At 75.8% G+C, this 11,492-nt stretch carries 10 protein-coding genes; 4 read left to right on the top strand and 6 right to left on the bottom strand.

Annotated elements, in window-relative coordinates:
- Positions 1-1,085 precede the first annotated feature (1,085 nt).
- Entirely contained in the window at positions 1,086-2,288 is a 1,203-nt protein-coding gene (locus tag ACZ4W9_RS15285; RefSeq protein WP_467935779.1) for an amino acid deaminase/aldolase, read from the top strand.
- Positions 2,289-2,294: 6 nt separating this feature from the next.
- Here ACZ4W9_RS15285 and ACZ4W9_RS15280 read toward each other — a convergent pair whose 3' ends face one another.
- Genes ACZ4W9_RS15280 through ACZ4W9_RS15270 form a run of 3 tightly spaced genes read right to left on the bottom strand, consistent with a single transcriptional unit; the run spans position 2,295 to position 5,817 of the window.
- Positions 2,295-3,077: a 3-oxoacyl-ACP reductase gene (locus tag ACZ4W9_RS15280; RefSeq protein ID WP_467935778.1), complete on the bottom strand. Its 783-nt coding sequence runs from the start codon at positions 3,075-3,077 to the stop codon at positions 2,295-2,297.
- Positions 3,074-4,447: an aldehyde dehydrogenase family protein gene (locus ACZ4W9_RS15275; protein WP_467935776.1), complete on the bottom strand. Its 1,374-nt coding sequence runs from the start codon at positions 4,445-4,447 to the stop codon at positions 3,074-3,076. Before ACZ4W9_RS15275 ends, ACZ4W9_RS15280 begins: the two co-directional genes overlap by 4 nt.
- An 11-nt stretch (positions 4,448-4,458) precedes the next feature.
- Positions 4,459-5,817 (bottom strand): glutamine synthetase family protein, encoded by a 1,359-nt coding sequence (locus ACZ4W9_RS15270; RefSeq protein ID WP_467935775.1) that lies wholly within the window; start codon positions 5,815-5,817, stop codon positions 4,459-4,461.
- A gap of 95 nt (positions 5,818-5,912) precedes the next feature.
- Between ACZ4W9_RS15270 and ACZ4W9_RS15265 the strand changes: the two genes are divergently transcribed.
- Complete coding sequence (locus ACZ4W9_RS15265; protein ID WP_467935774.1) at positions 5,913-6,650, top strand: FadR/GntR family transcriptional regulator; 738 nt, start codon at positions 5,913-5,915, stop codon at positions 6,648-6,650.
- A gap of 109 nt (positions 6,651-6,759) precedes the next feature.
- Positions 6,760-7,446, top strand: coding sequence for a gamma-glutamyl-gamma-aminobutyrate hydrolase family protein (locus ACZ4W9_RS15260; protein WP_467935772.1), 687 nt, complete (start codon positions 6,760-6,762; stop codon positions 7,444-7,446).
- Positions 7,447-7,734: 288 nt separating this feature from the next.
- Here the strand turns inward: ACZ4W9_RS15260 and ACZ4W9_RS15255 are convergent, their stop codons facing one another.
- Positions 7,735-8,658 carry a LysR family transcriptional regulator gene (locus ACZ4W9_RS15255; RefSeq protein ID WP_467935771.1) on the bottom strand — a complete coding sequence of 308 codons (924 nt, stop codon included), beginning with the start codon at positions 8,656-8,658 and terminating at the stop codon, positions 7,735-7,737.
- A gap of 70 nt (positions 8,659-8,728) precedes the next feature.
- On the opposite strand from ACZ4W9_RS15255, the gene ACZ4W9_RS15250 reads away from it, so the two are divergent.
- Positions 8,729-9,874 carry a TDT family transporter gene (locus ACZ4W9_RS15250; RefSeq protein ID WP_467935770.1) on the top strand — a complete coding sequence of 382 codons (1,146 nt, stop codon included), beginning with the start codon at positions 8,729-8,731 and terminating at the stop codon, positions 9,872-9,874.
- Here the strand turns inward: ACZ4W9_RS15250 and ACZ4W9_RS15245 are convergent.
- Together ACZ4W9_RS15245 and ACZ4W9_RS15240 are read right to left on the bottom strand one after the other, a co-directional pair.
- The gene (locus tag ACZ4W9_RS15245) at positions 9,786-10,508 is read right to left on the bottom strand and encodes a helical backbone metal receptor (protein WP_467935769.1); all 723 of its coding nucleotides are present in this window, start codon (positions 10,506-10,508) and stop codon (positions 9,786-9,788) included. The two genes, ACZ4W9_RS15250 and ACZ4W9_RS15245, sit on opposite strands and share 89 nt — an antisense overlap.
- A gap of 22 nt (positions 10,509-10,530) precedes the next feature.
- The gene (locus ACZ4W9_RS15240) at positions 10,531-11,100 is read right to left on the bottom strand and encodes a helix-turn-helix domain-containing protein (RefSeq protein ID WP_467935767.1); all 570 of its coding nucleotides are present in this window, start codon (positions 11,098-11,100) and stop codon (positions 10,531-10,533) included.
- Positions 11,101-11,492 lie beyond the last annotated feature (392 nt).

Genomic DNA, 11,492 nt, shown 5'->3' with positions numbered 1-11,492 from the left:
CGGTCTGCGCAAACAACCAGCCGTCCCGCCCTGCTGTTGCGTCCCTCCTTCCCCGTCCCGGGCCGGGCCCGCCGGACGGCGGGCCCCAGGTGCGGGCCCCGGCCACCGGCTCTCCGGCGGCCGGGCCGCCATCGGAGGCGGAGAGAACGGGCCGGAGCCGCGTGGTCGTCTCCACCGGGGCCTCGGCGGGGGCGCCCTGCCGGAAGGCCCCACCGGGTCCGGCCGGGTCCGCCGGAGCCTCGGCCGACTGTCCCGGACGGGGCACGGCACCGGGCCGAGGCCGAGCGCCGGACCCGGCCGCGCTCGGCGGCACGTCGGGGAAACGGGCCGACGCCGGGGGCGCCCCGGCCGAGATGCCCTGCCGGGAGGCCCCGCCGGAACCGGCCGGGTCCGCCGGGACCGCGGCCGACTGCCCCGGACGGGGCACGGCACCGGGAGCAGTGCCCGGCCGAGGCCGGTCGGCGGTCCCGGCCGCGACGCCCTGCCGGGAGGCCCCACCGGAACCGGCCGGATCCGCCGGAGCCTCGGCCGGCTGCCCCGGACGGGGCACGGCACCGGGCCGAGGCCGGGCGCCGGACCCGGCCGCGCTCGGCGGCACGTCGGGGAAACGGGCCGACGCCGGGGGCGGGGGCGGGCTCACCGGGTCGGGGGGCCCGGGCACCGCCGGGGGGCGCGGGGTGAAGACCGACGGCTCGTCGTCGGGGTCGTCGGCCGGGCCGGCCGCCGGACCGCCGGCGGGGCGGGGCGTGGCCGCGGTGGGCGGTGCGGCCGGGGGGCGGGGCGGTACCGGGGTGTGCCGCGCCTCCGTGCTCATGCACCCCCCGTTTCCTCGTGCCCGGGCCGTCTCCTCGTCCGCGGGCCGTCCGTCGCCCGGCCGCGCCCGGCGCACAGGTTCCTCCCGGGCACGCATACCCGTACGGCCGGGCGGGCATCCCGGTTCACCTGGTGCGCCGGGCGCGGTCCGCCGTACGTGCGCGTCACTCTACGGCTTGTCGGGGGCCGGGACGGAACCGGTCCGCGCGCCCGGGGCATCTGCCCGGAACGTCCCCCTACCCTGCGGTAATCCTCTCTGGCAGGCTTCCGTCATGACTGCGCCTGCCGCCGCCCGGGCCCGTTACGACCGGGCCACCGCCCATCTCGACGCCCCTCTCGCGATCGTGGACCTGGACGCGTTCGACGCCAACGCGGACGACCTGCTGCGCCGGGCCGGGGGCAAGCCCGTGCGGGTCGCCAGCAAGTCGGTGCGCTGCCGTGCCCTGCTGGAACGGGTGCTGGCCCGGGAGGGGTTCCGGGGCGTCATGTCGTTCACCCTGGCCGAGTCGCTGTGGCTCGCGCGGTCGGGGTTCGAGGACGTCCTGCTGGCCTATCCGTCCGCCGACCGGGCCGGGTTCGCCGAGCTGGCCGCCGATCCCAAGCTCGCCGGTGCCGTCACCGTGATGGTCGACGACCCGGCGCACCTGGATCTCATCGACGCCGCCCGTGACGGCGGGCGCGAAGTCGTGCGGGTCTGCCTGGAGTTGGACACCGCGCTAAGGCTGCTGGGCGGCCGGGTGCGGATCGGCGCCCGGCGCTCGCCGCTGCGCTCCCCCGCCCAACTCGCCGAGCTGGCCCGCTCGGTGGCCCGGCGGCCGGGCTTCCGGCTGGTGGGGATCATGGCGTACGAGGGGCACGTCGCCGGGGTCGGGGACGCGGTCGCGGGCCGGCCGGTGCGGTCCCGGGCGATCCGGCTGATGCAGGCCGCGGCCCGGCGGGAGCTGGCCGAGCGGCGCGCGGCGGTCGTCCGAGCGGTGCGGGCCGTCGTCCCGGACCTGGAGTTCGTGAACGGCGGCGGCACCGGCAGCGTCCAGCACACCGCGGTGGAGGACGCGGTCACCGAGATCGCCGCCGGTTCGGGGCTGTACGTGCCGCGCCTCTTCGACAACTACACCTCCTTCACCGGCCGCCCGGCCGCCCTGTTCGCGCAGCCGGTGGTGCGGCGGCCCGGCGTCGGCGTGGTCACGGTGCTGGGCGGTGGTTATCCGGCCTCCGGCGTCGCCGGGCCGGACCGGCTGCCGGTGCCGTATCTGCCCGAGGGGCTGCGCTACGACCCGCAGGAGGGCCCCGGGGAGGTGCAGACCCCGCTGCTCGGCTCGCCCGCCGACGACCTGCTCATCGGCGACAAGGTGTGGTTCCGGCACGCCAAGGCGGGCGAGCTGTGCGAGCGGTTCGAGACCCTGCACCTGATCGAGGGGGACACGGTGACCGCGACCGTGCCGACCTACCGGGGCGAGGGGCACGCCTTCCTGTGAGACCTCCTACAGAGGGGTGACGTAGGCGCCGGTGAGGCCGCCGTCCACGAGGAAGTCGGTGGCGTTGACGAAGGAGGAGTCGTCACTGGCGAGGAAGGCGACGGCGGCGGCGATCTCCTCGGCCTCGGCGAACCGGCCGGCGGGGATGTGCACCAGGCGGCGCGCGGCGCGCTCGGGATCCTTGGCGAACAGCTCCCGGAGCAGCGGGGTGTTGACCGGGCCGGGGCACAGCGCGTTGACCCGGATGCCCTCGCGGGCGAACTGCACGCCCAGTTCGCGGGACATGGCGAGGACCCCGCCCTTGGACGCGGTGTAGGAGATCTGCGAGGTGGCGGCGCCCATCCGGGCCACGAACGAGGCGGTGTTGATGATGGAGCCCTTGCCCTGGCGCCGCATGTAGGGGATGGCCGCCTTGCAGCACAGGTACACCGAGGTCAGGTTGACCTCCTGGACGCGCCTCCACGCCTCCAGGCCGGTTTCCAGGATGGAGTCGTCGTCGGGCGGAGAGATGCCGGCGTTGTTGAAGGCGATGTCCACGCTGCCGTAGGTGTCGTACGCCGCCTCGAACAGCGCCTCGACCTGCCCGGGGTCGGTGACGTCGGTGGAGACGAAGAGTCCGCCGGTCTCGTCGGCGGCGGTCTTGCCGCGGGTCTGGTCGACGTCCGCGCAGACGACGTGGGCGCCCTCGGCGGCGAGGCGGCGGGCGGTGGCGAGTCCGATGCCGCTGCCGGCTCCGGTCACGACGGCGGTACGGCCGGCCAGGCGGCGGCAGACAGGGATGTCGTTCACAGTGCGGGGCCCTCCGTGCTGATGAAGACGTTCTTGGTCTCGGTGAAGGCGGTCAGGGCGTCGGGGCCGAGTTCGCGGCCGAGGCCGGACTGCTTGAAGCCGCCGAACGGGGTCCAGTAGCGGACGCTGGAGTGGGAGTTCACGGACAGGTTGCCCGCGCGGACGGCCTGGGAGACGCGCAGGGCGCGGCCCACGTCCCGGGTCCAGATCGACCCGGACAGGCCGTAGGGGGTGTCGTTGGCGAGGCGGACGGCGTCCTGCTCGTCGGTGAAGGGCAGCAGGACGGCGACGGGTCCGAAGATCTCCTCGCGGGCCGCCCGGCTGTCGTGCCGCTCGCCGGTGAGCACGGTCGGCGGGAACCAGAAGCCGGGGCCGTCGGGGGCGCTGCCGCGCAGGGCCGGGGCGCCGTCGGGGACATAGGACCGTACGCGCTCCCGTTGCCGTGCCGAGATCAGCGGGCCCATCTGCGTCCTCTCGTCGGCCGGGTCGCCGACGACCACGGCGGCCAGCGCGTCGGCGAGCAGGTCCCGGGCCTCCTCCAGCACGCTCCGCTGCACCAGGACGCGGGTGCGGGCGCAGCAGTCCTGGCCGGCGTTGTCGAGGAAAGAGAAGGGGTCGAGGGCGGCGGGGAGGTCGGCGTCGGCGAAGACGATGCTGGGGCTCTTGCCGCCGAGTTCGAGGGTGACGGGTTTGACCTGGCGGGCGCAGCGCTCCATGACCTCGCGGCCGGTGGGGGTGGAGCCGGTGAACACGATTTTGGCGACGTCGGGGTGGTCCACCAGGGCACGGCCGGCGGTGGTGCCGTAGCCGGGCAGCACCTGGAAGGCGTGTTCGGGCAGGCCCGCCTCCAGGGCCAGGTCGGCGAGGCGGAGCGCGGTGAGCGGGGTGGTCTCGGCGGGCTTGAGGACGACCGTGTTGCCCGCGGCGAGCGCCGGGAAGGAGCCCCAGGCGGCGATCGGCATGGGGAAGTTCCAGGGGGCGATCACGCCGACCACGCCCAGGGGTTCGTGGAAGGTGACGTCCCAGCCGCCGGGCGCCGGGATCTGGCTGCCGAGCAGGCGTTCGGCGCCGCCGGCCGCGTACAGCAGCAGGTCGCGGGCGTTGCCGGCCTCCCAGCGGGCGTTGCCGAGGGTGTGGCCGGCCTCGCGGACCTCCAGCCGGGCGAGTTCCTCGGTGTGGGCGTCGACCGCGTCCGCGAAGCGGCGCAGCAGCCGGGCCCGGTCGGCGGGGGCGAGGGCGGCCCAGGCCCGCTGGGCCCGTACGGCCCGTGCGACGGCGACGGCGACGTCCTCCTCGCTCGCGGCGGGGACGGTGGCGACGGTCTCCTCGGTGGCGGGGTTGAGGACGGTCAGCTCGTTCGGATCGGACACGGGGCGACCTTTCACAGGCGTTCGAAGGAGCGGCGCAGCTCCCAGTCGGTGACCGCGGCGTCGAAGGCGTCCAGTTCGACGCGCGCCATGTTGCGGTAGTGCGCGACCACCTCGTCGCCGAAGGCGGCCCGTGCGATCTCGCTGTTCTCCCACAGCTCGGCGGCCTCCCGCAGAGTGGTCGGGACGTGCTCGAACCCGGCGGTGTAGGCGTTCCCGGCGCAGGGCTCGGGCGGTTCGAGTTTCCGCTCGACGCCGTGGAGCCCGGCCGCGACCAGTCCGGCGACGGCGAGGTGGGGGTTGACGTCCCCGCCGGGGAGGCGGTTCTCGAAACGCAGGGAGCGGCCGCGGCCGACCACGCGCAGGGCGCAGGTGCGGTTGTCGTGGCCCCAGGCGACGGCGGTGGGCGCGAAGGAGCCGGGCTGGAACCGCTTGTAGGAGTTGATGTTGGGGGCGTACAGGAGGCAGAAGTCGCGCAGGGCGGCGAGCTGTCCGGCGAGGAAGTGCCGCATCACGTCGGACATGCCGTCGGGTCCCGCCATGGCGTTGCGGCCGTCGGCGTCGGCGAGGGAGAGGTGGATGTGGCAGGAGTTGCCCTCGCGGTCGTTGTACTTGGCCATGAAGGTGATCGACACGCCCTCCTGGGCGGCGATCTCCTTGGCGCCGGTCTTGTACAGGGCGTGCTGGTCGCAGGTGCGCAGGGCCTCGGTGTAGCGGAAGGCGATCTCGTGCTGGCCGGGGTTGCACTCGCCCTTGGCGGACTCCACGGTGAGGCCCGCGCCGGCCATGTCGTTGCGCAGCCGGCGCAGCAGGGGCTCGACGCGGCCGGTGCCGAGGATGGAGTAGTCGACGTTGTACCGGTTGGCGGGGGTCAGGCCGCGGTAGCCCGCGTCCCAGGCCGCCTCGTAGCTGTCCTTGAAGACGATGAACTCCAGCTCGGTGCCGACCTGGGCGGTGTAGCCGAGGGCGGCGAGCCGCTCCAGCTGGCGGCGCAGGATCTGGCGGGGCGCGACGGTGACCGGGCTGCCGTCGTCCCAGGCGAGGTCGGCGAGGAGCAGGGCGGTGCCGGGGTGCCAGGGGACGCGGCGCAGGGTGGCGGGGTCGGGGCGCATGGCGAAGTCGCCGTAGCCGCGCTCCCAGGAGGACATCGCGTAGCCGTCGACGGTGTTCATCTCGGGGTCGACCGCGAGCAGGTAGTCGCAGCCCTCGGCGCCGTGGTGCAGGACCTCGTCGAGGAAGAAGCGGGCGGCGAACCGCTTTCCCTGGAGCCGTCCTTGCATGTCGGGGAAGGCCAGGACGACGGTGTCGATCTCGCCGCTCGCGACGAGGGCGTGCAGTTCCTCGACGCTGAGCGGGGCGGTGGGGTCTGCCACGGGAGAGCCTCCTTGGGCGCCATCGCGCTTTCTCGGCCGAGCCGGGAGCCATAAGGTATTGCCGGGAACCAATGGTTGGGAAGGGGGCACTGCGCATGGCGCGGGACGGGGGGCCGGGCGGGCCGGAGGACCGGCTCGCGTCGGTGCTGCGGCCGGTGCGGGCGGGCAACGGCTTCGAGGAGGCGCTGGAGCAGATACTCCAGGTCGTCCGGCTGGGCCTGGTGCCCGGCGGCGGGCGGCTGCCGGCCGAGCGGGAGCTTGCGGAGCGGCTCGGGATCAGCCGGGTGACGCTGCGCGAGGTGCTGAAGGTGCTCCAGGACCAGGGGCTGGTGCGGGCGCGGCGCGGGCGGTACGGCGGGACGTTCGTGCTGCCGCGCCCGGACGCGGGCGGCGAGGACGAGCTGCGCCGCCGGGTGGCGGGGGTGGACCTCGAGGACGTGCTGCGCTTCCGGGAGGTGCTGGAGGTGGGCGCGGCCGGGCTGTGCGCGGCCCACGGGCTGGACGGGGAGCGCGCGGCACGGCTGCGGCAGGCGCTGGAGGGCACCCACGAGGCCCCGCTCGCGGACTACCGGCGGGCCGACACGCTGCTCCACCTGACGCTGGCCGAGCTGTGCGGCTCGCCGTCGCTGGCCGCGCGGTACGCGGCGGTCCGGGCCACGGTCAACGACCTGCTGGACTGCATCCCGCTGCTGGTGCGCAATCTGGAGCACTCCCAGCGGCAGCACACCGCGCTGGTGGAGGCCGTGCTGGAGGGGGACGCGGACGGGGCCCGGGAGATGATGCGCGAGCACTGCGCGGGCACGGCGGCCCTGCTGCGGGGCTTCCTGGCCTGAACGGGTGCACAAAGGTTCGAGGGAACACCTTTACCGGAGGCGCTCTTGAAGCGGGCGCCGCGACAGAGCACCGTGGGGACGGGGACCGCCGGGTTCCCGGGAGGGCAGCATGACGGCACGGCCGCTGATCGGCGTGAGCACGTATCTGGAGTCCGGTGCGCGCTGGGGGGTGTGGGAGCTGGAGGCGGTGCTGGTGCCGGTCGCGTATCCGCGGCTGGTGCAGCGGGCCGGCGGGCTGGCGTTCCTGCTGCCGCCGGACGCGCCGGAGCGGGCCGCCGCGGCGGTGGCCCGGCTGGACGGACTGGTCATCGCGGGCGGCCCGGACGTCGACCCGGCCCGCTACGGCGCCGAGCGCTCCCCGCACACCGGGCCGCCCGCGCCCGAGCGGGACGCCTGGGAGCTGGCGCTGATCGAGGCCGCGCTGGCGGCGGGCCTGCCCCTGCTCGGCATCTGCCGGGGCATGCAGCTGCTGAACGTCGCCCTGGGCGGCACGCTGGTCCAGCACCTGGACGGGCACGTGGAAAGGGTCGGCGTGTTCGGCGGGCACCCGGTGAAGCCGGTACCGGGGACGCTGTACGGCGGGATCGTCCCGGAGGAGCTGACCGTGCCGACGCACCACCACCAGGCGGTGGAGCGGCTCGGTGCCGGGCTGGTGCCGTCGGCCTACGCGGCGGACGGCACCGTGGAGGCCGTGGAGCTGCCCGCGGACCGGGGCTGGGTGCTCGGCGTGCAGTGGCACCCCGAGCAGAGCGAGGATTTGCGGGTCGTGCGCGCCCTGGTCACAGCCGCGTCCTGAGCCGGGCGGGGGCGGCGTCGCCCCGGGCACGCGGGAAGGGACGGGACGCCGCCGGCGGCTGGCCCGTGGTTTCCGCGCGGGCGGCCGGCCCGGGGGCGCGGGGTCGCGTCATGGGGCCGTCGTGGTGTGCCGGGCGCGGATGCGTCGTGGCCGGGCACGCGGCTCCCCGCGCCCCTCCGGGCCCACCACCACTCGCCCGTGCGGATGCGTCGTAGCCGGGCACGCCGCCCCCCGCGCCCCTCCGGGCCCACCTAGCCGGGCGCGGGGTTCCCCGCGCTCCTTCGGGGCTCACGCGCGGGTGAGGGACAGGAGTTCTCTTGCCGGGCCCGTGGGGCGGTGGCCGGTCGGCCAGACCGCCCTGAGGGCTCGGCGCAGGGGGACGCCCTCTATGGGGATGCTGACCAGGCGGCGCAGGGACAGCTCCTCGCCCACCGCCAGTTCGCTGAGGACGGAGGGGCCGGCGCCGCTGACCGCGGAGGCCTTGACCGCCGTGGTCGAGGACAGCTCGATCAGCGGACGCGCCAGGCCGCCGAGCGCCGCGTCCAGGACCTGGCGGGTGCCCGAGCCGCGCTCGCGGAGGATGAGCGGGGTGGAGGCCAGCTCCGCCGCCGTCAGGGGCCGCCGGCGCCGGGCCCACGGGTGGCCGGGCGCGGTGACGACGATCAGCCGGTCGTGGGCGATGACCGCCGAGTCCAGGCCCGTGGGCACGGACAGCCCCTCCACGAACCCGAGGTCCGCCTCCCCCGCCAGCAGCAGTTCCGCGACCTTCGCCGAGTTGCCCGCGAGCAGCGAGACGGCCGTGTCGGGCCGCTCGGCGTGCAGCGCGAGCAGCCAGCCGGGCAGCAGGTACTCGGCGATGGTCATGCTGGCCGCGACCCTGAGCCGGGAGTCCCGCCGGTCCCGCAGCGCCCGCGCGCCCGCGTCGAAGGCCGCCGCCGCCTCGACCACCCGACGGGCCCAGTCCGTGACCAGGGCACCCGCGTCGGTGAGCCGGGAGCCGCGCGGGGAGCGGTCCACGAGGGCCACCCCCAGCTGCCGTTCCATGGAGCGCAGCCGGCTGCTCGCGGCCGGCTGGGTGATGCCGACCTCGCGGGCCGCCGCCCCCAGGCTGCCCAGCCGCGCCACCGCGAGCAGCAGCTCCAGCGCGGCGAGGTCCGGCACCCGGTGCGCCAGAGATGCCGTGCGTTCCTGCTGTCCCTCGGCCCTGCTCATAAGACCAGCTTATGCCCTCATAGACGGGAACTCCCTGGTCACGGGCGAACCAATGAGAAACGGTGAGGGCATGATCACCGCAGCCCCGCCCCGTACGCTCCCGCTCAGACACCTGGGCCCCAACTGGTACGCCTCCGTGATGGGCACCGCGATCGTCGGCTCGGCCGGTGTCGCGCTGCCCGCCCCGGCGGACGCGCCGCGCGGCGTCTTCGCGGCCGTGTGGGTGCTGTCGCTGCTGCTGCTCGCGGCCCTGCTGGCCGCCCGCGCCCTGCACTGGGCCCGCCACCCGGACCAGGCCCGTGCCCATCTGCTCGACCCGGCGATGGCCCCCTTCCACGGCTGTCTGGCGATGGCCCTGCTGTCGGTCGGCGGCGGCGCCCTGACCACCGGCCGGGACCTGATCGGCACCCGCGCGGCCGTCGCCCTGGACGCCGTGCTGTACACCGCCGGCACGGTGACGGGGCTCGCCGCCGCCGTCGCCGTGCCGTACCTGATGGCCGTACGGCATCGCGTCGAGCCCGCCCAGGCCAGCCCGGTGTGGCTGCTGCCGCTGATCGCGCCCATGGTGTCGGCGGCGGTCGGCCCGCTGCTGGTGCCGCATCTGCCGCCGGGGCAGCCCCGGGAGACGCTGCTGCTCGCGTGTCTCGCCCTGTTCGGGCTGAGCCTGCTGGCCGTGCTGCTGACGCTGCCGCTGGTCTTCGCCCGGCTGATGACCTCCGGGCCGCTGCCGCTCGCGCTCACCCCGACCCTGTTCCTGGTGCTCGGCCCGCTCGGGCAGTCCGCCACCGCCACCGGCCTGATCGCGGACGCCGCCCCCGGGGTCGTACCGGCCCCCTACGACCGTGGCCTCGCGGTCTTCGCCGTGCTGTACGGCGTGCCCGTGATGGGGTTCGCGCTGCTCTGGCTGGCCTGGGCGACCGCGCACGTGGTGCGGGCCCGGCGGCACGGCATGGGGTTCACCCTGACCTGGTGGGCGTTCACCTTCCCGGTGGGCACCTGTGTCACCGGTGCCGCCGCCCTCGCCCGGCACACGGGCCTGGCGGCGTACGAGGCGCTGGCCGTCGGCCTGTACGCCGTGCTGGTCGCGGCCTGGCTCGCGGCGGCCCGCGGTACCGTGCGCGGCCTGTTCAGCGGCGAGCTGCTCGCAGGGCCCCGGCCAGCGCCCGTGGTGCTCGTGCCAGGGACGGGCCGTACCACGTCAGGTGCCGTCCGCTGACCAGGGCGCAGGGCAGGCCGGGGAAGGCCTCGGGGCCGTCGCCGGCGGTGAAGCGGTAGGGCTCGTCGGGCAGGACGACCAGGTCGGGTGCCCGGGCGCGCAGCTCGGCCAGGGGGACGCGCGGATAGCGGTCGGGGTGGCCGGCGTAGACGTGGTCCACGCCGAGGCGGGCCAGGACGTCACCCGCGAAGGTGTCCCGGCCGAGGACCATCCAGGGCCGGCGCCAGACGGGCACGACCGCCGTCGTGCGGACCGCGGGCTCGGGCAGGGCGGCCCAGGCCGCCTCCGCCGCGTCGAGCCAGGCGGGCCGGCCCCGGGCGCCGCACGCGGTGAGCACCCGGTCCAGCTCGGTGAACGCCTGCGGCACGCCGCGCACCTCGGTGACCAGCACCTCGATGCCGGCGGCGCGCAGGGCGTCCAGGTCGGGGGCGCGGTTCTCCTCCTCGTTGGCGATCACCAGGTCGGGGGCGAGGGAGACGATCCGGTCCACCCGGGGGTTCTTCGTGCCGCCGACCCGGGGGACATCGAGGCCGGCCGGGTGGGTGCACCAGTCGGTGGCGCCGACGAGGGCGCCGGGCAGCGTCACGGCGACGGCCTCGGTCAGGGACGGTACGAGGGAGACCACCCGCGTCACGGCGCCGCCTTCCGCCCGCCGCTCAGCGGGACCTGTCCTGGACGGCCTCGATGTGCTCGGCGACCGCCACCACGATGATCCGGGTGTCCGGGACCGTGGCCCGCCAGCGGTGCCGGACACCGCCGGTCAGATACAGGGTGTCGCCCCGGCCGAGGCGGTAGGCGCGGCCCTCCGCCTCGATCTCCACCGCGCCGTCGGCGACGTACATCAGCTCGTCGTTGCGGTGCTGGAGCTCGCGGCCGGCGTCGTGGTCGCCGGTGAACTCGGACGCGTGCAGCTGGTGGTGGCCGCGCACCAGGGCGCGGGTGCGCGGGTCGAGGTCGCCCTCGGCGACCGGCTCGGCGCGCACCACGTCCACGCTGGCCGCCGGGTCGGCGGCGGCGAGGAGTTCGACGGCCGTGGTGCGCAGGGCGTCGGCCAGCTTCTCCAGGGACGTGCGGCTCGGGCGGGCCCGGTCGTTCTCCACCTGGCTGAGGAAGGGCACCGACAGGCCGCTGCGCTCGGCCACGACGGCGAGGGTCAGCTCCAGCGCACGGCGGCGCCGCCGGACGGCCGCGCCCACGCGCACGGGCTGTTCTTTGTGGTCGCCCATCGCTCCGGCTCCCTCCCTCGCTCGTCGTACCGCTGTCCGGGTGCCCCTATCGGGGCATCCCTCTTCGATGACTTCTCTGCACCCTACGCATGTTCGGCAAACCGTTTCACGTGCCTGTCACATCCCCGACACCTCCCTGATCCTCCACCCTTACTGTTCGCGCCAGCGCGCCGGGGCCGGGACGGGCCCCGGCGCGGGTCCGCCAGGCGGACGAAGCCGCCGACCGGCCGGTCCCTGCCCGGGTGCGGGCCAGGGCTCGTCACCCGGGGTGATTGGCCTGAAGTGAGTCGTGAGCACGACAGCCCGAGGGGCGGGGGGGGGGGGGGGGGGGGGGGGGGGGGGGGGGGGGGGGGGGGTGGGGGGGGGGGGGGGGGTGGGGGGGGGGGGGTGGG

The organism is Streptomyces sp. NPDC029296 (assembly GCF_055569255.1).
The sequence above is the reverse complement of the archived record's forward strand: the minus strand, read 5'-3'. Positions and strand labels throughout refer to the sequence as shown.

Bases quoted from the DNA above. Each gene is read 5' to 3' on its own strand.
- ACZ4W9_RS15285 (WP_467935779.1), top strand. From the start codon at position 1,086: ATGACTGCGCCTGCCGCCGCCCGGGCCCGTTACGACCGGGCCACCGCC.
- ACZ4W9_RS15265 (WP_467935774.1), top strand. From the start codon at position 5,913: ATGGCGCGGGACGGGGGGCCGGGCGGGCCGGAGGACCGGCTCGCGTCG.
- ACZ4W9_RS15260 (WP_467935772.1), top strand. From the start codon at position 6,760: ATGACGGCACGGCCGCTGATCGGCGTGAGCACGTATCTGGAGTCCGGT.
- ACZ4W9_RS15255 (WP_467935771.1), bottom strand. From the start codon at position 8,658: ATGAGCAGGGCCGAGGGACAGCAGGAACGCACGGCATCTCTGGCGCAC.
- ACZ4W9_RS15250 (WP_467935770.1), top strand. From the start codon at position 8,729: ATGATCACCGCAGCCCCGCCCCGTACGCTCCCGCTCAGACACCTGGGC.
- ACZ4W9_RS15240 (WP_467935767.1), bottom strand. From the start codon at position 11,100: ATGGGCGACCACAAAGAACAGCCCGTGCGCGTGGGCGCGGCCGTCCGG.